Below are 21805 nucleotides of genomic sequence, written 5' to 3'. Positions count from 1 at the left end.
TCTATCCCCTCCCGGGTTTATCCAGCGCTTTTTCCAATGTTCGCCAGGAAAGCAGCGCACACTTTACCCGCGCCGGCATATGGGAAATGCTTTGCAGCGCCGCTGCGTCCTCCAGTTCTTCCAATTCGCCGACATCCGTAACCTCGCCTTTAATCATACGCTGGAACAGCGCAATCAGGCTTCCCGCTTTTTCCACAGACTGCCCTTTGATTAAATTGATCATCAGGGAAGCGGATGCCTGGGAAATGGCGCAGCCGTTCCCTGTGAAGGACGCATCTGCGATCCGGCCGTCCTGCACTTCCAATTCCAGTGTGATCTCATCGCCGCAGCTTGGGTTGTGCCCTTTTTCACAGCAGGTGGGATGCGGCAGATGACGCCGGTTTTCCGGGTTACGGCTTTCTTCTGCAATCAGTTCCGTGTAAATCTCCGATAATCCGTTCACAGTCGCATCACCTTCCTTACCTGTTGTAATGCTTCGATCCAGCGGTCGATGTCATCCCGGGTATTATACAGGTAAAAGCTGGCCCGGCAGGTTGCGTTCTGCCCCAGATAACGCATCAGAGGCTGGGCACAGTGATGCCCCGCCCGAATCGCCACCCCCTGCGCGTCCAGAATCGTTGCCACATCGTGGGGGTGCACATCCTTAACATTAAAGGTAATGATTCCCGTCTTATTGTTTCGCCGCGTATCGCAGCCGTACAGTTCAATGAACGGCAATTCCCGCAAGCGGGGCAATGCGTAATCCAGCAGTTCCTTTTCAATCTGTTCGATCCTGGCAAACGTAAACTGTTCCAGATAGTCAATCGCAGCCGTCAGACCGGCCGCCCCGCCCACGTTCTGGGTCCCCGCTTCAAACTTGGCGGGCAGTTCCGCAAACGTAGCGTCCTGTTCTTCCACGTATTCGATCATATCCCCGCCCATAAGGAAGGGCGGCATCGTTTCCAGCAGTTCTTTTCTTCCGTACAACACGCCGATACCCATGGGACTCAGCAGTTTGTGCCCGCTGAAAGCGAAAAAATCCGCGCCCAGTTGCTGTACGTCAACCTGCATGTGCGCGGTGCTCTGGGCGCCATCCACTACACAAACCGCGCCCACGCTGTGCGCCTTGTCCGCAACACGCCGCACGTCGTTCACCAGGCCCAGCACGTTGGATACTTGGGTTACAGCAACAATTTTAGTTTTCTCCGTTATTTTGGTCTCTATATCGTCTTCGGAAAGGTTTCCATCCTTTTCCAGATACATATATTTCAGTTTTGCGCCTCTTTGCCTGGCCACCCGCTGCCAGGGTACAAGGTTGCTGTGATGCTCCGCGACAGAGATCACAATTTCATCGCCGGGCTGTACAAAGTTCAGGCCATAACTGTACGCAACAAGGTTCAAAGCCTCTGTGGCATTTTTGGTGAAAATGATTTCCTCCGGCCTGGCGGCATGTATGAACCGCTGTACCCGCGCCCGGGCCTGTTCGTATATTTCCGTAGCTTTCACGCTGAGTTCGTAGGCGCCCCGGTGGGGATTGGCATTGCAGCCTCCGTAATATCCGCAAAGCGCCCGCACCACATGCTCCGGTTTCTGGGTCGTTGCGCCATTGTCCAGGTACACCAGCGGCTGTCCGTTCATTTTTCGGTTCAATATCGGAAAGTCTTTCCGGAATTCAACGCTGTTCATGTTCTATCTGCTCCTCAACCACTCTGCTGATTCCCTCTCTCAGCTCCGCATCGGGAACCCGCTCCAGTACCGTGGCGAACAAAGCGCCCACCACCAGTTTCTGAGCTTCCTTCTCATCCAGCCCGCGGCTCATCAGGTAGAACAGTTTAGACTTGTCCAGCCTGCCTGCGCTCACTGCATGTTGCCCGTTCACATCCTCTTCGGCGGAAAGCATCAGCGGCACACTGCGGTTGCGAATCCCTTCGTTCAGCAATACGACCTCTTCCTTTTCCCGACCGGTGCTGCCCTTGCTTCCTGATTTAAAATCCAGGGTACCGCGGAATATTTTCGCCGCGCTGTCCTGCAACGCGCCCCGCACCTGCATATTGGCTTCCGTCTTCTTCCCTGCCTGTGTAATTACATAATTCAAATCTATGCTGCGCGTGCCGTCGCCGAAATACAAGGCCGATACGTCCGCTTTGGAGCCATCGCCTGCCAGATGGATCTTCACCTGTGCAAGCACACGGGACGCTCCGATTTCCGCCCCCGTGTAATAAACCTGCGCGTCCTTTTCAGCCGTTACCGTTACACTGCAGGTTCCGGCTTTATCCGGGGGAAGCAGCTGCAATTGAACCAGCTGGAGCGAGCCGCCTTCCGATACGTGGGCTGTAATTTCCGTCCGCTGTTCCGTTCGGTTGGCGATCACCTGAGTAACATGTTGCCCTGCCGGAACTTCAATTTGCGTTTTACGGACCGGCGCTGGCAACGTCTGTATTTCTTCCGGCAGATACGCTTCGTTGACCCCAAGCCAGTGCCAGGTAGGCACAGGAAGGGTACTGAATATTTCTTTTTCCATGTCTGCTACCTCATCCCATGCTGCCAACCAATTCCAGGTTGATCAGGTTGTTCATTTCCACGGCATACTCCAGCGGCAGCGCTTTGGCTACCGGTTCTACAAACCCGCGCACAATCATAGCCTGGGCTTCTTCTTCCGCAATGCCCCGACTGGTCAGGTAAAAGATCGCTTCATCGCTGATGCGTCCGATTTTCGCTTCATGCCCTATTTCCACATCATCGGTTTCAATATCCATCACCGGAAGCGTATCACTGCGGCTCTTTTCATCCAGCAGCAACGATTCGCAATTGACCAGGCATTTCGCCCCTTTGGCCCCGGGGGGCACCTTTACGGCGCTGCGGTAGGTGGCTGCTCCGCCGGATTTGGAAATCGTCCGGGTGTTGATATTGGCGCTTGTATTTGGCGCCAGCATGACCACCGTCGCCCCCGTGTCCAGATCCTGTCCCCGACTGGCAAAGGTAACGCCGGTAAACTCGCAGCGGGCATTCTCCCCATGCAAAATGCTGCTGGGGTACAGGCACGACACATGGGAGCCGAAAGACCCCGACACCCATTCGATCAGGCCGTCCTTTTCCACCAGCGCCCGCTTGGTATTCAGGTTCATCATGTTGCGCGACCAGTTTTCAATGGTCGAATACCGCAGCCGCGCCCCCTCTTTTACATACAGTTCCACGCAGCCGGCGTGAAGATTCGTCACATTATAACGGGGAGCGCTGCAGCCTTCAATAAAGTGCAGGCTGGAATTCTTTTCGCAGATGATCAGCGTATGTTCAAACTGCCCCGCCCCCGCCGCATTCAGACGAAAATAGGACTGCAGCGGAATATCCACATGCACGCCTTCCGGCACGTACACAAAGGAACCACCGGACCAGACCGCCCCGTGCAACGCTGCGAACTTATGATCTTTTGGCGGCACAAGCTTCATAAAATACTCTTTTACAATATCTTCGTATTCGTGTACCGCCGTCTCAAAGTCCGTATAGATGACCCCCTGGTCGCTCAGTTTTTTCTGCACCCGGTGATACACCACTTCCGAATCGTACTGCGCCCCTACCCCCGACAGGGAGGTTCGTTCCGCTTCCGGAATCCCCAGACGATCGAAAGTGGCTTTGATTTCTTCCGGCACTTCCTGCCAGTTCCCCGCCATCTTCCCGCCAGGACGGACATACGTGACGATGTCGTCCATATTTAATTCGGAAATATCCGGTCCCCAGACCGGCAATGGAATCTGATAATACTTCTCCAGCGATTGCAGCCGGAAATCCAGCATCCACGCCGGATCCTTTTTCTGCCGGGAAATATCCCGGATGATGTCCTCTGTCAGTCCCCGCTCCGTTTTATACACGGAATGGTCTTCGTTGCGGATATCGTACAGGGTGCGTTCGATATCTTCCACAAACGTCTTTTGCTGTTCCATACTCTTAGCCTCGTGCCTGCCCGTTACAAGCTTAACCATTTTAAAACTTCATATGTCTATATTACAGGCAACGCATCACACCGTTGTTTCTTTTATATGTCCAAACCCGTCCCGGTTGATCTGATCCACCAGTTCCGGCCCGCCTTCTTCCACGATCCGGCCCTGCATCAGCACATGGACCCGGTCTACCTTCAGTTTATCCAGAATGCGGGCGTTATGCGTAATGATCAGGCATGCATTGTCTCCGTTTTGGAATTTGCTGACGCCCCGGGACACGATCTGCACCGCGTCCACATCCAGGCCGGAATCCGTTTCATCCAGCAGCGCCAGTTTCGGCCGCAGCATCAACAGCTGCAGTATCTCATTGCGCTTCTTCTCCCCGCCGGAAAATCCTACATTTAAATAGCGCTCGCTATAGGACGAGTCGATCTGCAAATCTTCCATCATTTCCTTCAGTTCTTTACGGAACCCAAAAATCCGTTCCCGTTTACCGGTTATCGCCTGTCTCGCCGTGCGCAGCATGTTTTCCACAGTAATCCCCGGAATTTCTTCCGGCGTCTGGAAAGACAAAAAGATACCGGCCCGGGCCCGTTCAAAGGTCTTTAACGCGGTAATATCCTTTCCTTCAAACGTCAGGCTGCCTTCCGTCACCTGATAGCCCGGATGTCCCATAATCACGTTCATCAGGGTAGACTTTCCCGAGCCGTTGGGACCTAAGATGACATGTACTTCCCCTTTTTGAATGGTAAGATCTATACCTTTTAAAATTTCCCTGTCTGCAGCCCCGGCATGCAAGTCATGTATCTCTAACAGCGTTTCTGCCATAATCAATGCTCCTTGTTTCTCTGAATTTCGTATTTTTGATTGTATCATTCATTTCATAGTATGTCAATGGGAATAATGTGATTAACTCGGTCATAAGCGCTTCCTCACAAATACGGAAGCATTGATTATCATTCTGCTTTCACAATCTTCCCGCCGCCGATGACACAGCGGTCTTCATCATAAAACACGGCCGACTGTCCCGGCGCGGCCGCCCGTACCGGTTCGTCAAAGATAATTCGGAGCATATCCTCGCCTTCCATTTTCAGCCAGGCGTCTTCTCCCTTGTGATGATACCGTATCTTCACATTGGCCCGCAGTGGGTTTCCGGCTTCTATCCCCGCAACGCTCATAAAATTCACCGCATTGCAAAGGATTTCCTTACTGTACAGAGATTGTTCATCGCCTATCACGATTTCATTATGCGCAGCGTTTATGCTCTTAACATAGGCAGGATACCCCATCGCAAGCCCCAGCCCTTTGCGCTGCCCTACCGTATAATGAATGATCCCCCTGTGCCGTCCGACGATGTTTCCGTTCACATCGACAAAACAGCCTTCCGGCGGAAGTTGTGCGTCCGTTTCTTCTTCAATGTAGTCTGCATACCCGCCCCCAGTCACAAAGCATATCTCCTGGGAGTCCTTTTTATGGGCTACCGGCAAACCGGTTTTTTCTGCAATATGGCGGACTTCCTTTTTGCTTAGTTTACCCAGCGGCATGATGGTACGCGAAAGTTGCTCCTGGGTCAGCCGGTACAGCATGTAGGTCTGATCCTTTTCGGCAAAGGAAGACTGCTGTACCGTATACCGCCCGTTCGGCAGACGGACTAAAGAGGCGTAATGTCCCGTAGCGATATAATCCGCCCGCAGCCTTGCCGCAGCCAACAGCATCTGCTCCCATTTGACATCGCGGTTACAGTCTACGCAGGGATTCGGCGTCAGACCATGTAAGTAATCTTCGACAAAGGGATCGATCACCTTTTCCCGGAAACAGGAAATGCAATTTACCGCATAATACGGAATATCCAGTTTCTGTGCCACAAGCATGGCATCGCTGATCTCACAGCAGCGGCTTTCCTGCCCGTCCGCACCGGACCAGGTGCGCAGTGTGATTCCGGTAACAGCAAAGCCGGCGGCTTTCAGCAGGTAAGCAGTTACCGCGCTGTCAACACCGCCGGACATCCCGACAATTACTTTTCGCATGATTATCTAATCCTCTGTTTCGTTTACCTGCAGCCTTTAAGGAGCAGCTGTTTCTGAGTTTTCCAATCAACAGGAGATGGCTTTCTGTATCCGTTCCAGCGCTTCTCGAAGCACGCTGCGGGGGCAGGCTGCATTGACGCGCTGGAAACCTTTGCCTGCCGCGCCGAAGATAGCGCCGTTGTCCAGCCAGAGGCCGGCCTTATTTACAATGAGTTCTTCCAGTTCGGTATTGGTAAGTCCCAGTCCGCGGCAATCCAGCCACAGAAGGTACGTTCCCTCCGGTTCGATCAGGCTGATCTGCGGAATATGCTGCTGCAAAAACGCCCTGGTAAAGTTTATGTTCTCACGCAGATACTGTTTTACCTCCTTCAGCCAAGGATGCCCATACTGATACGCCGCTTCACAAGCAACCAGCCCCAGCGTGTTCAGCTGGCTGTAACCCGACGCGTTGATTTCATGCCTGACCTTTCTGCGAAGTTCATAGTTGGGAATAAAAATGTTGGAAACCTGCAGCCCCGCCAAATTAAAAGTCTTGCTGGGTGCGGTACAAATTACTGTTTTCTGCGCGAATGTTTCGCCCAATGTAGCATACGGGATATGCAGCCGTTCCGTCCAGACGAAATCTTCATGAATTTCGTCTGCCACCACAATCACATTATGTTTATGGCAGATACCGGCAACCGTTTCCAGTTCTTCCCGGGTCCAGACCCTTCCTGCCGGATTGTGGGGACTGCACATCAGGAACAGTTTCACCTGATTCGCTATGATTTTCTGTTCAAAATCCGTAAAGTCAATTTCATAGTGCCCGTCCTTCAGGACCAGATCGCTGCTCACCCTGCGGCGGCCGTTATCCAGAATCACTTCGCTGAACGGATAATACACCGGCTGCTGGATCAGCACGGCATCGCCTGGATCCGTAAGCGCTTTGACCGCCATGGCCAGCGCAAACACCACGCCCGGCGTCTGCAAAAGCCAGTCCTTTTGTATCTGCCAGTGATGCTGTTCCCGGAACCACTTCTCCAATACATGATAGAACCGCACCGGATCCGGTTCGCTGTAACCGAAAATACCGTGGGCCGTCCGTTTTTGTATCGCCTCTATGACAGGCTGGGCAACGGGAAAATCCATATCCGCCACCCAGAGCGGCAAAATATCCTCCGGATACCCGCGCCGAACCGCAGCATCGAATTTCAGGCAATCGGTATTGCGGCGATCAATGATGTTATCCAAATTCATTGAAAGAGCCCTCCCTGTTTCTGCTGTTCGATAAGTCAGCCTGCCTTCATAATCAAAGCGCATATGCAGAACGGGTAACTTAACTTTTTATGCAAAACAATCTGCTGCATTATTTACGCTTCCTGCGCAGCGGCGGCAAAGGCCTGTTCCAGATCCGCAATGATGTCTTCCGGCGCCTCCAGCCTACAGACAGGCGCAGCAGCCGCTCATTGATGCCTTTTGCCAGCGCTTCCTCACGGGGTACATCGGAATGGGTCTGTAGCAGCGGATAGGTCAGCAGGGATTCCGTTCCGCCCAGACTTTCCGCAAACAGAACCAGCTTCAGTTTTGAGAGTACGCTGCGGGCAAACGCTTCTGACTCTGCTTCAAAGGAAATCATGCCGCCGAAGCCGCTTACCTGTTTTACATTTGCAGCATAACGGGGTGAATCCTCCAATCCCGGATAAAACACCTCTCTGACCTGCGGCTGCTGCTTCAGCCATTTGGCAATCCGCAATGCCGAGGCTGCATGCCGTTCCATCCGTAGCGGCAGCGTTTTCAGCCCACGCAACAGCAGCCAGCTGTCAAAAGGAGAAAGTACCGCGCCGATGGTATTCTGCAGAAATTTAATCTTTGCCGTATCTTCTTCCTCTTTTGTCACCAGAATTCCCGCCAGCAGATCGTTGTGGCCACCCAGATACTTTGTACCGCTGTGAAGGACGATATCCGCGCCAAGCAGCAGCGGTTTCTGGAAATACGGGGTCAGAAATGTGTTATCCACAATCACTTTCAGGTTTTTGGCATACGCCCATTCGCTGATTGCGCGGAGATCCGTAATCTGCATGGTAGGATTGGACGGCGTTTCAATATATATGGCTTTTGTGGCAGGCCTGTACGCTTTTTCCACAGCCTCCAGATTGCCGGTATCCACTTCCGTATAGGTCAGTCCGTTTTTCCGGGATACTGTATTGAAAAGACGAATCGAGCCGCCGTATAAGTCGGCCGTAACGATAACATGATCCCCCGGTTGGAACAGTTCCAGCAGGCAGGCCAGTGCCGCCATACCGGACGCAAACGCAAAGCCGTTCGTACCGCCCTCCAATGCTGCCAGGCATCGTTCCACACTTTCCCGCGTAGGGTTCTGCGTGCGGATGTAATCATACCCGGTGCTCTGCTGTACACCGGGATGGGCATAGGCTGTTGATGTATAAATCGGAGCGCTGACGCTCCCCGTACAGTCTGGTTTGTAACCGCTGTGAATACATAACGTTGAAAAATCCATAAGTAGCCTCCTTAAAATGCCAGTCCGGCAGATTTCCTGTAATGCCTCTGTTCTCTAAATGGCTGCAACGGTCTCTGACTTACCCCGTTAGTGATTACGCGCCCGTTTCGCAAAGTAGTTACCCAGCGTCTGTACCGACTGGACAATCACTACCAAAATAACTATTGTGGCAAGCATTACAGGCACATCCATCCGCTCATACCCATACGTCAGCGCCATATCGCCAATTCCGCCTGCGCCGATAGTTCCTGCCTGAGCCGTAGCCGAAATCAGGGAAATTGTTCCAATGGTTATGGACAGTATCATGGAACTTTTGGCTTCCGGCAGGATAAAATACCAGATAATCTGGAAATAATTGGCGCCCATAGCTTTGGCTGCCCGGATAATACCCTTGTCAACACCCAGCAGGGAATTCTCAAACAACCGGGCCAGATACGGAACGATAAAGCAGACCAACGGAACTAAGGCTGCCGTTGCCCCGATACGTGTCCCGACGATCATCTTGGTAAACGGAAAAATAAAGGTCATCAGAATAATAAACGGAAGACTTCTGATCAGGCTGATCACAGAGTTCAAACCGTAAAAAACATACCGGTTTTCCCAAAGCCCGCCGTCATTCGTCAGAACCAGCGCAAAGGCAAGAATAACAGCCAGAATCGCGCCAATGAAGAGAGAGATGCTGACCATAAAAAAGGTGGTCTTCATCGCTTCGATGATATCGCCCCAGGGCAGGATATTAAAAACCATACTGACATTTCACCTCCTCGCATTGCACACCGCAGTCACGTACATATTCCTCAACTTCTGCAATCTGTTCCGGCGACCCTGAAATCTGCAGTATCAGAATACCAAGGGTCTGTTCATCAAGCTCCGTAACAGTTGCATGAAGTATGCGCGTTTTCAGCATAAATTTCGTATTAATCTGATAAATCAAATCTCCTAATGCATTGCTTCCGGTAAATTTCAGACGAAGAATCTCATAATTCTCTTTCGATTCCATTCGTATCTGCCTGCAGACAGAAGGCGTAATGACGTCCGGCACTACAGTCCTGACGAAATCCCTTGTAATTTCCTGCTGCGGATTGCTGAAGACCTGAAAGACCTCTCCTTCTTCAATGACTTTTCCGGACTGCATGACTGCCACTTTATTGCATATTTTCTGTACCGCCCGTATCTGATGTGTCACCATGACAATCGTGATACCCATCTCTTTATTGATACGTTTCAGCAAATCCAGTATAGATTCCATCGTGTCCGGATCAAGAGCGCTGGTCGCCTCGTCGCTTAACAAAATGGAAGGATTCGTTACCAGCGCCCGGGCAATTCCAACCCGTTGCTTCTGTCCCCCGGAAAGCTGGTCAGGGAACTGCTCCGCTTTATCCGTCAGACCGACAAACTGCAGCAGTTTATCGACTCTTTCCCGGATAACCGCTTTATCCTCGCCTGCGATAATCAGCGGCAGGGATATATTATGCCGGACGGTTCTGGAGTTCAGCAAATTGAACTCCTGAAATATCATTCCTATTGTCCGCCGAATTTTCTGCAACCCGCTAAAGCTCATCCCGCAGATATTATTTCCGTTTACCAGCACAGTGCCTTCCGAAGGATACTCCAGGCCGTTGATCATGCTTAGCAGCGTGGATTTCCCTGCACCGCTCAACCCGATGATGCCATAGATTTCCCCATCCATGATTTTCAGGTTAACATGCTCAAGCGCCTGTACCTCTCCGTTTTTTCCCTGATACACTTTGCTGATATTCTGAAATTCAATCATCAGCGATCTCTCCCCTGCGTTTTATTCTCACAGGCATTTGGGGAAACATAACCCGTTGCACCTGCGACCTGTGTGATTATTCCGGCAACATTTCCTCACCCGACAGCGCTAACATAAATACACGCAATTCCCGGAATGCCTTACCTCCCCATAATCCGCCGCCCATAACCTGTCCTCCCGGACGGGCGCAGGCGACATGGATATGAATGAACAACGGGCTTTCCCTGTCAGGATAAACGTCCCTCAGTTGAGGATCCATCCGTTCCTTGCTCATAATCTCCCCGGTAAAGGTCAGTATTTCAGCTGCACCGTAACAGGGCGTTGTCACGATTTTTAACGGTAATTCGTTCCTGACAGGCGTAGCCAACTGCAGATCTTGCACCGAACCTATCGCGTTCGTCACCACAACGGAATTCCACCGCCTGGCAATGATAAATGCCTCTATGGTCTGTAAAATGTCTTCACCGGTTTTTACCGTAACCTCTGCGAATGAAATCACGTTCCTTACCTCACTGCATATTTTTCAAAGATCCCCAGTTCTGTCATCACCTTTTCCAGTCGTTTCAATCCTTCACCGTCGTAATCCTGATACGGACGGCGTACATATCCGCCAGGCAGCCCCAGAAGATTCAATGCCGCCTTGATCACAACCGGATTGGAAACTTCGTACAGCTCCTGTAACAGCGGGAAATATTTGAAGTACAGTTCCCGTCCCTCGTTGACGATCTCAATACTGGTCCAAGGGCGCGAATATCGGGCGGCTTCTTCCGGGATAATATTCCCACCTATATTGGCAAACCCGGTTCCGCCAACCGCAAGGGTCGGCAGTGCGATTGCATACCAGGGAGAATCGCAGCACATAATTTTCACCTTGCCCTTTGTCAGCCGCTGTACTTGTACCAGCTGGTACACGCTGTCGGTCGCTTCCTTGTCCACCACAAAGTTCGCATGACGGTCCGACAGCCGTTTGATCGTTTCCGGTTCAACCCGCACGCCAAGCCGAGCCGGATTGTTGTAGATTCCGCAGGGCAGCGACGTGGCTCCCATCACTGTATCCAAATGCAGGAACGCATCTTCCTGAGGGATCAGCACATACGGCGGAATCGTAAAAATCACACCATCCGCGCCCTGCTCTTCCGCAAACTTTGCGATCTCAATTTCTCCTTCTGTGGTATTGGAAGCCGCACTGAAGAATACCGGGATACGCTGTTTTACTATACTGACAGTCTGGCGGATGATTTCTTTCTTTTCCTCTGCCGTCAGCAGACTGACTTCCGCTGCAGAACCTAATACAAACAACTGGCTTGTACCATATTTGATCTGACGGTCAATCAGGGTTTTAAAACCGTCATAATCAATTGCTCCTTTTTTATCAAAGGGTATGGGCATTGCCACCCAGGAACCCGAAAGATTGATAGCCATGTTCTCACTTCTTTCTTTTGCTATTCATCCTGTTATTGCATGTACTTCGGCAGAATCCAGAACGTTCCGTTCTTTTTTGTGAATTCTTTAAATTCCGGCGATTTATACGCAGCAATAATATCTTTTACCCAGGAAGTGTCTTTATTCTTTTCAGCTACACACAGGGCAATACGCATGGAGTCTTTCATGCTGTCGGAACTTTCGGCGAACAGCACCGTGTTGAAATCAAGTTTTGCATTATATGCATCGGATCCGCGCAGGATGATAAACGCTACATCCGTTTTGATTGCATTGATGGACGGGCCTTTCATCTCCTGGAATTTCAGGTTTTTAGGATTGGATACAATATCTTTACCCGTTACATGATCCTTGTCTTTTTTCTCATCCAGCTTGATCCAGCCAAGCCGTTCCAGCAACTGATAGGAACGGGCCAGATTGGACGCGTCATTGGGGATTGCGATAACGTCACCGTCTGCAATCTGTTTAAGGTCTGTCTTTTTACCGGCGTAAATCCCGGTCGGAACTGTCGGCAAGGGCAATACCGCTACTAAATGCGTCCCTTTGCTTTTGTTTACCGCTTTGATCCATGCATCATGCGCGTCTACATGGAAATCAATATTCCCTTCGTCCAGCGCAATTTCCCGTTGGATCGAGTCTTTGATCTTTACAGGGGTCAGCTTATAGCCTTTCTTTTCAAGCAGCGGCTTTACCCCCGCCTCGAACAAATCGGACGTAGCCGTTGGCATCACCCGGTATTTCAATTCCTGTTTCTGTACCGGAGCGCTGGCTGCCGGTTTCTTTTCCTCACTGCCGCAGCCGATCGTTGAAAGCATTATAATACTTAATAAAATGGTTATCGCTTTTTTAGTAATGTTCATGATGTTCCCCTCACTTTTCAAATTTTAAAATTGACTGGTACCCCAGTTAACAACTTTCAACATTTTTCAATTTTTCCAAAGCCTCTCGTACCAACCGAGCCCCAAACTGCACTGCAGGCTCCAACGCATCCGGATCGGCTCTGAATGCCGGGTTATGCATCATAGGGCCAATCCCTGTGCCAATTTGTATAAATGCCCCCGGTATTTTTTGCTGGTAAAAAGCAAAATCTTCTCCGGAAAGAGAATCCGGCGCTGAAACAAATGGCATTCCCAGTTTACGGGCAACCTGTTCCACCAGAGATACCCATTCTGGTGTGTTGTTCGTAGCAGGCGATCCGTCTGTAATATGGACATCGGCGCTCCCGCCGAACGATTCCGCAATGCTGCGGGCCAGGCTTCCAAGTCTTTCTTTTGCCATCTTCCGGTCTTCCGGATAGAGGGAGCGAATCGTGCCTTCCGCAACCCCTTTCTCCGGAATGATATTTTTGGCTGTTCCTGCTTCAATATGGGATATTCCCACCAGCAGGGGATGGAACGGATTCACGTTACGGCTCACAATCGTCTGCGCTGCCTGTACAAAATTTCCAATCATGATAACCGGATCCGCCGCTGTATGCGGACGACAGGCATGCGCTCCCCTGCCAAGAAAGTCTATGCGAAATTCATCCACTGCCCCATTCATAAATCCGGGTCGGGAGATAACCGTTCCGACAGGATATGCGGCGCAGCAATGCAGTCCATAAATCACCTGCACTTCGTCTAAAATTCCGGTTTCAAGAATCTTCCTGGTGCCGCCGAGAGTTTCCTCTGCCGGTTGAAAGATCAGCTTCACCGTACCGGGAAGCGAATCTTCAATTTGCAGAGCCATTGCAATTCCCAACAGCGCCGCAGCATGGAAGTCGTGCCCGCAGGCATGCATCCTGCCCGGATATTCTGACGAATAATCCAATCCGCTTTCTTCCTGCATGGGCAGCGCGTCAATATCGCACCGGAACGCGATAACCGGATTACCTTGTCCAACGTAGGCAACCAGCCCGGTTGATAAAGGAAGCGGATAGACCGGAATATTATGGGCTGCCAGAGCCTTTTTCAAATACTCCGTTGTACCGAATTCTTCCCCGGACAATTCCGGATGTCTGTGCAGCCAGTAGAAATGACCTTTTACCTCTTCAACAAATTCTTTATGTTCCATACACTTATTCCGCCGGTACAATCGTTCCCTTAAAGGTATCTGCTATATATTTGCGGACGCCCTCGGAGTGGAAGAGTTGCGCTATCTTCAAATACGTGGCGTTCTCTTTATCCTTGCCTTTTACGGCCAGGATCATAACCGCCAGCGGCTCGTCCTTCGTCTCCCAGAAGAGCCCCTGTTTCTTCACATCAAGACCGCCGCTCATCACATAATTCATGGTAATCACGGAAACGTCTACATCCTGCAGACTGCGAGGCAGCTGCGCCGCTTCCAGTTCCTTAAACTGGAATTTCTTAGGATTATCTACAACATCTTTGGCTGTTGCTTTAAACACGACGCCTTCTTTTAATTTGATCAGTCCGGCCTTTTCCAGCAATACCAGCCCTCTTCCGCCGTTGGTCGGATCATTGGGAATCGCAATGATCGCATTTTCCGGCAGGTTCTTCAGATCTTTATGCTTATCGCTGTAAATGCCCATGCGCATAAGGATCGTTCTTCCGATAGCCACCAGATCCGATTTGTTCTGCTTGTTGAAATTCTCCATAAACGGTTTATGCTGATAGCTAACCAGATCAATCTCACCATCAGCCAAAGCCTTATCCGGCGTAATGTAATCAGAAAACTCAATGACCTTGATATTCAGCCCCTGTTTTGTCCCCTCTTTAGCCACTGCCTCTACGACCTGTGCGTGGGGACCTGCCGTAGCGCCAATCTTGATTTCTTTCGCGGCTGACTTTTCTGCTTTTTTCGTATCACCGCCGCAGCCCGCCAGCGAAAAAGACAATACCAATATACTGATGAGCAACACGAGTTTTTTCATAAACATCCCTCCACCTTTTCATCTGTGTACCTTCCATTCACACAAAACCACAAATCCTATAGCTGGAGGCAGCACCCATAATTGAACCGGGGATAAAGATTTTGCAGACCTCTGCCTTACCACTTGGCTATGCCGCCGCGCACTACGAAATTTTGTGATTCTGATTTTAGCACTTATTCCATAGTATGTCAATAGGAATTATATGAATTAATTTTGAGTTCGCCATAAAATAAAAGCATATTGACAGATTCCCTATATCTGTTAGAATTTCTATAGTATTCATATTAATTCTATATGATTACTATATCTGTTTCGGTAAAGGAGAGAAACAAGATCATGGATTCAACCGCACCTGCTAAAAAGCTATTAGCGCTTAAAGCGTATCTTATTAATCTAAACAGTGTTGCCATCGCTTTTTCCTCAGGCGTTGACTCAACCTTTCTGTTAAAGGTAGCCCACGATGTGCTGGGAGATCAGATCGTTGCTGTCACGGCCCGTTCCTGTTCTTTTCCTGTCAGGGAACTGAAGGAAGCGGAAGAATTCTGCCGAAAGGAAGGCATCCGCCATATCATTGTTGACAGCGAAGAACTGGATATCGAAGGGTTTCGCCATAATCCCAGGAATCGCTGTTATCTGTGCAAGCATGAGCTGTTTACAAAGATCATCGCCATCGCTCAGGAAAATCATCTTGCCTACGTAGCCGAGGGTTCCAATATGGACGATAACGGAGATTACCGCCCCGGGTTAAAGGCAGTGGCAGAGCTTCATGTGGTCAGCCCGCTGCGGTATGTTGGGCTATACAAAGAAGAAATCCGGCAGCTTTCCAAAGAGCTGGGGCTGGCGACCTGGAACAAGCAGTCTTTCGCCTGCCTGTCCAGCCGCTTTGTCTACGGAGAAGAAATTTCCCGTGAAAAGCTGTCCATGGTCGATAAAGCCGAACAGTTTTTACTGGATATGGGCTTTACCCAGCTGCGTGTACGGATTCACGGGACCATAGCCCGTATCGAAGTCGGGCAGGATGAAATCCTTCGGCTGACTGCGCCTGAAATACGCCGACAGGTTTCCGAAGCCCTGCACGGGCTTGGATTTTCCTATGTAACCCTTGATATGGACGGGTATCAGACCGGCAGCATGAACCGGACACTGAAGAAATAGAAAATGGAAACAATAAACTCCTCCGCAATTGCGAAGGAGTTTATTGTTTCATTCAAACCGAATAAGGTTTTTACTTCTTTTTTAAAGAAAAAAACTGTACCGCACCGGCCGCTTGGCCGCTTAAACGGTACAGTTTATCTTTATATAATTTGGAGGCGGCGCCTGGATTTGAACACAGGGAATGATAGTCTTGCGGACTATCGCCTTAAACGCTTGGCTACGCCGCCTTAATACATGTAAGATAAAGGGTTTTGCCGATATCTTACAGCTGTTGCTAACATCGCTTCCAACGTCAGTTTTCGCTTTTCTCTTCTTACAGAAGCGGAAATCATTCTATCATTTACGCATACCTTTTATTCCGTAAACAACGGGGTGGAATAATACCGGTCACCGCTGTCCGGAAGCAAAGCTACAATAACCTTGCCCTTGTTCTCCGGGCGTTTTGCCAGTTCAATGGCTCCATGCAGCGCCGCGCCGGAGGAAATACCTACGGAGATGCCTTCTTTTTTCGCCAGCAGTTTTGCCGCTGCAAAGGCGTCCGCGCTTTCCGCTTTAAATACTTCGTCGTAAAGTTTGGTGTTCAGTACGTCCGGCACAAATCCGGCGCCGATGCCTTGGATCTTATGAGCGCCTGCCCTGCCTTCGGATAATACGGGGGAATCGGCCGGTTCCAGCGCCACAACTTTCACATTGGGGTTCTGTTCTTTCAGATACTCGCCGGTTCCCGTTACGGTGCCGCCGGTACCTACGCCCGCGATAAAGATATCAACTTTGCCGTCGGTATCGTTCCAAATCTCCGGGCCGGTCGTGGCTTTATGGATGGCTGGGTTGGCCGGATTTACAAACTGGCCGGGAATAAAGCTGTTGGGGATTTCCTTCGCCAGCTCATCTGCTTTGGCGATGGCGCCCTTCATGCCCTTCGCGCCTTCCGTCAGCACGATCTCCGCGCCGTAGGCTTTCAGGATATTGCGGCGTTCCACGCTCATGGTCTCCGGCATGGTGAGGATGATACGGTACCCTTTGGCCGCCGCGATAGCAGCCAGACCGATGCCGGTGTTACCGGAGGTAGGTTCGATGATGACCGCGCCCGGTTTCAGCTGTCCTTTCGCTTCCGCATCTTCGATCATCGCCTTGGCAATACGGTCCTTTACGCTGCCTGCCGGGTTAAAATATTCCAGCTTCACCAGGATTGTAGCTTCCAGACCTAACTCTTTTTCAATATTGACAACCTCTACCAACGGCGTATTGCCGATTAATCCCAGTGTCCCTTTGAAAATCTTTGCCATAACTTTTCCCTTCTTTTCTATTCTAAATTCAGAAGTTTCCTACGGAAGCGCCGGTAAACGAATCCGTGCTCTTTTCTTCTCAGACATAGTTATATCACTTATTTCATACTATGTCAATATGAATTTAGGGAAATTCTTACAACGTTTTAAATAACTCCTGCCGCAACGCGGCAATACCTTTGATGTCTTCCGGCGTTGTCCGGCAGCATCCACCGATCAGGCGCGCCCCAGCTTCATACCAGCTTTGCACGCAAGCCGAAAAAGGCTGTGACTTACCCTTCCATTCTTTATCCGCCGCGTCGTAGTTTTCTCCCAAATTGGGATATACCGCTACCGGTTTTTCCGTATGGGCTCTGATTTCCCGGATCAGGTCTGCCACAAATTCCGGCGCCGTACAGTTCACACCGATGGCCGCCACCTGGGATTCCTTGTCCAGAAAACGGGCGCAGTCGGCTATTTTATCGCCTCCGCAGGTATAACGGGCATCTTTACAGGTAAAGGTTATCCAAGCCTGCGCCCCGGGATGCTTTTTAAGGGCGTCCAGAATCGCTTCCGCTTCCCGGAACAAGGGCAGCGTCTCGCAGGCCAGAATGTCGGGTTTGGCTTCCAGGAGCAGCGCCAGCCGTTCCGCATGAAAGTCCGCCAGTTCATGACGATCTGCCGAATAGGCCCCCGTGTACTCGGAACCGTCGGCCAGATACGCGCCGTAGGGTCCTACCGACGCCGCAGCCAGCGGATACGGACGCCTTTCAAGCAGACCGGAAGTGTTGCTGTGACGTTGCCGGTTTTCCCAAAACTCTTCTCTTGCTTCCTGCACCAGACGTACGGAAAGCCGGATCAGTTCTGCGGCCTGGCTGCGGGTAAAACCTTTGGCCTCAAAACCTTCCACCGTCGCCTGATAACTGGCGCTGGTGCAAACATCTGCCCCTGCCTCAAAATAATCGCGGTGTACAGCTTTCACAAGCTCCGGCTTTGCAAACAGCGCCTTTGCTGCCCAGAGGTCATCCCTGGTGTCGAAGCCGCGCCGGGCGATCTCCGTGCCAAAAGCACCGTCCAGCACAACCAACGGATATTCATGTAAGATACTCTTTATAGAAGCCATCGGATCCCCCTCATTCAGCCAGCAGTTCTTTCGAAGGCACTTTGCCGAACCACTTTTGATACAATTTCGTAAACTCGCCGTTTTTTTTGATCTTTTGCAGGCCGTTGTTAATTCTCCCTAACAGTTCCGTATTTCCCTTTTTTACCGCGATGCCCAAATCTTCCCGGGTCAGAGCCAGTTCCACGGTTTTAACATCGTTCTTCCCCGATGTGTTGACATAATATTCATTGGTAGGAATATCGTTAATGACTGCGTCCACGCCGCTGTTCTTCAATTCCAGGAATGCTTCGTTCAGCTGATTGAACACTTTCAGTTTCGCACCGGGAATCTTACGCGCTGCTTCTTCCCCGGTGGAACCGATGGACACCCCCAGCCGCTTCCCTTCCAGATCTTTTTCGGTCTTAATGGAATTGTTATCCTTCTTCACCACCACGCCCAGACCGGCGATGTAATACCGTTTGGAAAAGTCCACACTTTTAGCCCGGTCTTCATTGATGGTAATGTCGTTGATGGCCACATCGATATTGCCTGCCTGCAGCGCGGGGATCAGCCCGTCAAAAGGAATATTGTGGATCGTCACGTTGAAACCTTCCGCTGCGCCGATTGCTTTGATCACGTCCACATCAAAGCCCACGTACTCTTTCGATGTTACATCCTGGGAGCTAAAAGGCGGATACGCCGCGTCCATTCCCACTTTCAGCGTCTGCGCAGCCTTCTGTTTCTCCGCAGGCTTCTGTTCCTGTTTCTTTTCCCCACCGCAGCCTGCCAGCAGCAGCAACGCTATGCTTAACAGTATCGCAATCGTCAGTTTTGCAATTTTCATAAACACTTACCTTCTTTCCAGTTTTCATTTTACAGAAACGTAGAAACCCTGTGGCAGCGCCACGTGATTACCGTGACGCTGCGCAGGATAATTTTGTAATAAAATACCGGTATTATTATATCGTTTTCACTTTATCGCTGCAAACCCGTTTTCCAGGTCCGCGATGATGTCGTCAATGTGCTCTGTGCCGATAGACAGGCGGATGGTGCTGGACGAAATCCCCTGGTCTTTCAGTTCCGCTTCCGTCAGCTGGGAATGGGTAGTAGAAGCCGGATGGATCACCAGGCTCTTCACGTCCGCCACGTTGGCCAGCAGGGAGAATATCTTCAGGTTGTCGATAAACTTCCAGGCCGCTTCCTGGCCGCCTTTGATTTCAAAGGTGAAGATGGAGGCGCCGCCGTTGGGGAAGTACTTCTCGTACAGCGCATGATCCGGATGTTCCGGCAAAGACGGATGGCTTACGCTTTCCACCAGCGGGTGCCTGCTCAGGTATTCCACCACCCTCTTCGTGTTTTCCGCGTGGCGGTCCAGCCGCAGGGACAGGGTTTCCACCCCCTGCAATAACAGGAACGCGTTGAAGGGCGAGATGCAGGCGCCGGTGTCCCGCAACAGGATGGCGCGGATATAGGTTACGAAAGCAGCGGGACCGACCGCGTCATAGAAGGACACACCATGATAACTGGGGTTCGGATCTGCGATGTTGGGGAACTTGCCGCTCTTCTTCCAGTCAAACTTCCCGCCGTCCACGATAATGCCGCCTAATGTGGTGCCGTGGCCGCCGATAAACTTTGTGGCGGAATGAATCACCACGTCCGCTCCGTGTTCGATAGGACGGATCAGATAAGGAGTGCCGAAAGTGTTGTCGATGACCAGTGGCAGACCGTGTTTATGGGCAATCTCTGCTACCGCATCGATGTCGGGGATGTCGCTGTTGGGATTGCCCAGAGTTTCCAGGTAAATGGCCCGGGTGTTTTCCTGGATGGCGTTTTCTATCTCGTTCAGGTTATGGGCATCCACAAAGCTTGTATTGATGCCGTAGGCGGGCAGCGTGTGTTCCAACAGGTTGAAGCTGCCGCCGTAGATGGTTTTCTGTGCAACAATGTGACCGCCGTTGGCTGCCAGCGCCTGCACCGCGTAAGTCACCGCCGCCGCGCCGGAGGCCAGGGCCAGCGCCGCGCTGCCGCCTTCCAGAGCCGCCAGCCGTTTTTCCAGCACGTCCTGGGTGGAATTGGTCAGACGTCCGTAAATGTTGCCGGCATCTTTCAGACCGAAGCGGTCCGCTGCGTGCTGACTGTTGTGGAATACATAGGAAGTGGTCTGGTAAATCGGCACCGCCCTGGAATCCGTTGCCGGATCTGCCTGTTCCTGTCCAACGTGTAACTGCAATGTTTCAAATTTATAGTTCGCCATGATATTCTCTCCTTTATTTAAATTCTTTATTTTTACCTGCAATGGAATCGCAGGAGTTAACCGGTTATTATTTATTTACTCGCATAACTGTTCACATTCATCTTGCTGAACTGCAAAACGTCCTTGTTTGTTCCGCTTTATTCCCTTTTCTTCAGCGTCAGCAGATCGTAAGGCGTTTCCTGATAAACCATGTTCAGCCAATTGCCGTAAAACAGGTGGGCATAGCTGCACCACTTGAACACCGGCTGTTCGGTACTGTCGTTGTCCGGATAGTAGTATTCCGGCAGGTCCGGGTCCATGCCCTTCTTCTTATCCCGGATGTACTCGGTGGCCAGGGTTTCCCGGTCGTATTCAAAGTGCCCCAGCACAAAGACCCGGCGCATGTCTTCCGTACAACAGATGTTGATTCCCCGTTCCAGGGAACGGGAAAGCACTTTCAGATCCGGCGTAGCGTCCACCGCCTGATGGTCGATGTCCGTGTGGCGGGACTGGGGAATAAAGTAACGGTCGTCGAAGCCCCGCAGCAGCGGATGATACTTCACCGTCAGCCCGTAGGGATAAATACCGGATAACTTGCGGGGCAGCACATGTTTCTGAATACCGTAATGATAGTACAGCACAGCCTGGGCGGCCCAGCAGAGGGACAGTACGGAAAACACGTGGCTTTGGGCCCACCGGATGTAATCCACCAATTCCTGCCAGTATTCCACCTCTACAAACTCGAAGCATTCCACCGGCGCCCCCGTGATGATAAAACCGTCATAATACCGGTCTTTGATGTCCGCAAATTCCAGATACGCTTTGTCCAGATAGGTATTGTCCGTGTGGGTCGTTTCCCGGGACACGGTACGGGCGAAGTCCACTTCGATCTGCAGGGGGCTGTTGCCCAGCAGCCGCAGCAATTGCAGCTCCGTGGGTTTCTTCAGGGGCATCAGGTTCAGGATCAGGATCTTCAGCGGGCGGATATCCTGGGTCACAGCCCGCTGCTCCGTAATGGCGATAATTCCTTCTTTTTGCAGGTTTTCCACTGCAGACAACTGGTTTGTAATTTTCACCGGCATATTGGTTCCTCCTTGCGGCTGTGATGTGGTTAGCCTTGTAACGCTGACAGGGGGCAGGTGTGTGTTGCCGTCCCTCGCGCTGCCCCTCTGGGCAACCTTGCGCACCGGAAACAGGCCTGAAACTAAAAAACGCTTTCGCCCCAATGGGACGAAAGCATCGTGTTACCACCCATATTTACCGGATGCTCACACATCCGGCCTCCTCGGGTACGCGGGATGTATCCTGTACCGCGAGCAGCAAATGTAAAAATTACAAAACCAGCTTCTCGGGTACGCGGGACTTCTCCTTGAATACCCCAGCACGGTAACGGGTGCGCCCGGACGGTCTCAATTACTTCGACCAGTCAGCTCCAAGGCCATCTTCGGCAAAGTTCCCTGCGCTTTCTTGCACCGGTATGAAAGCTCTCTGTGGCAGTTTCCTCTGCGTACTCTTCTCTTCACAGC

At 51.2% G+C, this 21805-nt stretch carries 20 protein-coding genes, 2 tRNA genes and 1 pseudogene; 1 reads left to right on the top strand and 22 read right to left on the bottom strand.

The window, feature by feature from the left end; all coding sequences use genetic code 11:
- Nucleotide 1: 1 nt before the first annotated feature.
- The 16 genes and pseudogenes from sufU to ACZOWY_RS02385 form a co-directional block, all read right to left on the bottom strand.
- Nucleotides 2-442 (bottom strand): Fe-S cluster assembly sulfur transfer protein SufU, encoded by a 441-nt coding sequence (gene sufU, locus ACZOWY_RS02460; protein ID WP_295359243.1) that lies wholly within the window; start codon nt 440-442, stop codon nt 2-4.
- The gene (locus ACZOWY_RS02455; protein ID WP_484392586.1) at nt 439-1665 is read right to left on the bottom strand and encodes a cysteine desulfurase; all 1227 of its coding nucleotides are present in this window, start codon (nt 1663-1665) and stop codon (nt 439-441) included. The genes sufU and ACZOWY_RS02455 overlap by 4 nt, the downstream gene beginning before the upstream one ends.
- Nucleotides 1652-2500, bottom strand: a complete 849-nt coding sequence (locus ACZOWY_RS02450; protein ID WP_484392585.1) for a SufB/SufD family protein — start codon at nt 2498-2500, stop codon at nt 1652-1654. The genes ACZOWY_RS02455 and ACZOWY_RS02450 overlap by 14 nt, the downstream gene beginning before the upstream one ends.
- 10 nt (nt 2501-2510) lie before the next feature.
- Nucleotides 2511-3917 (bottom strand): Fe-S cluster assembly protein SufB, encoded by a 1407-nt coding sequence (gene sufB, locus ACZOWY_RS02445; protein ID WP_484392778.1) that lies wholly within the window; start codon nt 3915-3917, stop codon nt 2511-2513.
- Nucleotides 3918-3992: 75 nt separating this feature from the next.
- Nucleotides 3993-4742, bottom strand: a complete 750-nt coding sequence (gene sufC, locus ACZOWY_RS02440) for a Fe-S cluster assembly ATPase SufC (RefSeq protein WP_484392584.1) — start codon at nt 4740-4742, stop codon at nt 3993-3995.
- Between the two features lie 128 nt (nt 4743-4870).
- Nucleotides 4871-5944 carry a tRNA 2-thiouridine(34) synthase MnmA gene (gene mnmA / locus ACZOWY_RS02435; RefSeq protein ID WP_484392776.1) on the bottom strand — a complete coding sequence of 358 codons (1074 nt, stop codon included), beginning with the start codon at nt 5942-5944 and terminating at the stop codon, nt 4871-4873.
- 63 nt (nt 5945-6007) lie between these two features.
- Nucleotides 6008-7177: a MalY/PatB family protein gene (locus ACZOWY_RS02430; RefSeq protein WP_484392583.1), complete on the bottom strand. Its 1170-nt coding sequence runs from the start codon at nt 7175-7177 to the stop codon at nt 6008-6010.
- 113 nt (nt 7178-7290) lie between these two features.
- Nucleotides 7291-8438: pseudogene (locus tag ACZOWY_RS02425) on the bottom strand (trans-sulfuration enzyme family protein).
- 87 nt (nt 8439-8525) lie between these two features.
- The gene (locus tag ACZOWY_RS02420) at nt 8526-9185 is read right to left on the bottom strand and encodes a methionine ABC transporter permease (protein WP_484392582.1); all 660 of its coding nucleotides are present in this window, start codon (nt 9183-9185) and stop codon (nt 8526-8528) included.
- On the bottom strand, nt 9175-10212 hold the full coding sequence (locus tag ACZOWY_RS02415) for a methionine ABC transporter ATP-binding protein (RefSeq protein WP_484392581.1): 1038 nt from the start codon (nt 10210-10212) through the stop codon (nt 9175-9177). Before ACZOWY_RS02415 ends, ACZOWY_RS02420 begins: the two co-directional genes overlap by 11 nt.
- A gap of 76 nt (nt 10213-10288) precedes the next feature.
- Nucleotides 10289-10711: a PPC domain-containing DNA-binding protein gene (locus tag ACZOWY_RS02410; protein ID WP_484392580.1), complete on the bottom strand. Its 423-nt coding sequence runs from the start codon at nt 10709-10711 to the stop codon at nt 10289-10291.
- Between the two features lie 5 nt (nt 10712-10716).
- Nucleotides 10717-11634: a dihydrodipicolinate synthase family protein gene (locus ACZOWY_RS02405; protein ID WP_484392579.1), complete on the bottom strand. Its 918-nt coding sequence runs from the start codon at nt 11632-11634 to the stop codon at nt 10717-10719.
- Between the two features lie 32 nt (nt 11635-11666).
- Nucleotides 11667-12512, bottom strand: coding sequence for a MetQ/NlpA family ABC transporter substrate-binding protein (locus ACZOWY_RS02400; protein WP_484392578.1), 846 nt, complete (start codon nt 12510-12512; stop codon nt 11667-11669).
- A 46-nt stretch (nt 12513-12558) separates the two neighbouring features.
- Nucleotides 12559-13704, bottom strand: coding sequence for an amidohydrolase (locus ACZOWY_RS02395; protein WP_484392577.1), 1146 nt, complete (start codon nt 13702-13704; stop codon nt 12559-12561).
- 4 nt (nt 13705-13708) lie between these two features.
- Complete coding sequence (locus ACZOWY_RS02390) at nt 13709-14530, bottom strand: MetQ/NlpA family ABC transporter substrate-binding protein (protein WP_484392576.1); 822 nt, start codon at nt 14528-14530, stop codon at nt 13709-13711.
- Nucleotides 14531-14587: 57 nt separating this feature from the next.
- Nucleotides 14588-14661 (bottom strand) — tRNA-Cys (locus ACZOWY_RS02385).
- A gap of 199 nt (nt 14662-14860) precedes the next feature.
- Here ACZOWY_RS02385 and larE point away from each other — a divergent pair.
- A complete protein-coding gene (gene larE, locus ACZOWY_RS02380; RefSeq protein WP_484392575.1) occupies nt 14861-15679 on the top strand; it encodes an ATP-dependent sacrificial sulfur transferase LarE in 819 nt (272 codons plus the stop codon).
- Between the two features lie 150 nt (nt 15680-15829).
- Here larE and ACZOWY_RS02375 read toward each other — a convergent pair.
- From ACZOWY_RS02375 to ACZOWY_RS02350, 6 genes are all read right to left on the bottom strand, one after another.
- Nucleotides 15830-15906, bottom strand: a tRNA-Cys gene (locus ACZOWY_RS02375).
- 126 nt (nt 15907-16032) lie between these two features.
- Complete coding sequence (cysK, locus tag ACZOWY_RS02370; protein WP_484392574.1) at nt 16033-16965, bottom strand: cysteine synthase A; 933 nt, start codon at nt 16963-16965, stop codon at nt 16033-16035.
- A gap of 136 nt (nt 16966-17101) precedes the next feature.
- Nucleotides 17102-18067: a homocysteine S-methyltransferase gene (mmuM, locus tag ACZOWY_RS02365; RefSeq protein WP_484392573.1), complete on the bottom strand. Its 966-nt coding sequence runs from the start codon at nt 18065-18067 to the stop codon at nt 17102-17104.
- A gap of 10 nt (nt 18068-18077) precedes the next feature.
- The gene (locus ACZOWY_RS02360) at nt 18078-18890 is read right to left on the bottom strand and encodes a basic amino acid ABC transporter substrate-binding protein (RefSeq protein ID WP_484392572.1); all 813 of its coding nucleotides are present in this window, start codon (nt 18888-18890) and stop codon (nt 18078-18080) included.
- A gap of 126 nt (nt 18891-19016) precedes the next feature.
- Nucleotides 19017-20300, bottom strand: coding sequence for an O-acetylhomoserine aminocarboxypropyltransferase/cysteine synthase family protein (locus ACZOWY_RS02355; protein WP_484392571.1), 1284 nt, complete (start codon nt 20298-20300; stop codon nt 19017-19019).
- Between the two features lie 137 nt (nt 20301-20437).
- Nucleotides 20438-21361, bottom strand: coding sequence for a homoserine O-succinyltransferase (locus tag ACZOWY_RS02350; RefSeq protein ID WP_484392570.1), 924 nt, complete (start codon nt 21359-21361; stop codon nt 20438-20440).
- Nucleotides 21362-21805: the final 444 nt, after the last annotated feature.

This window comes from Succiniclasticum sp. (genome assembly GCF_056977735.1).
Note: the sequence above shows the minus strand (reverse complement) of the source record. Positions and strands in the feature narration are given on the sequence as shown.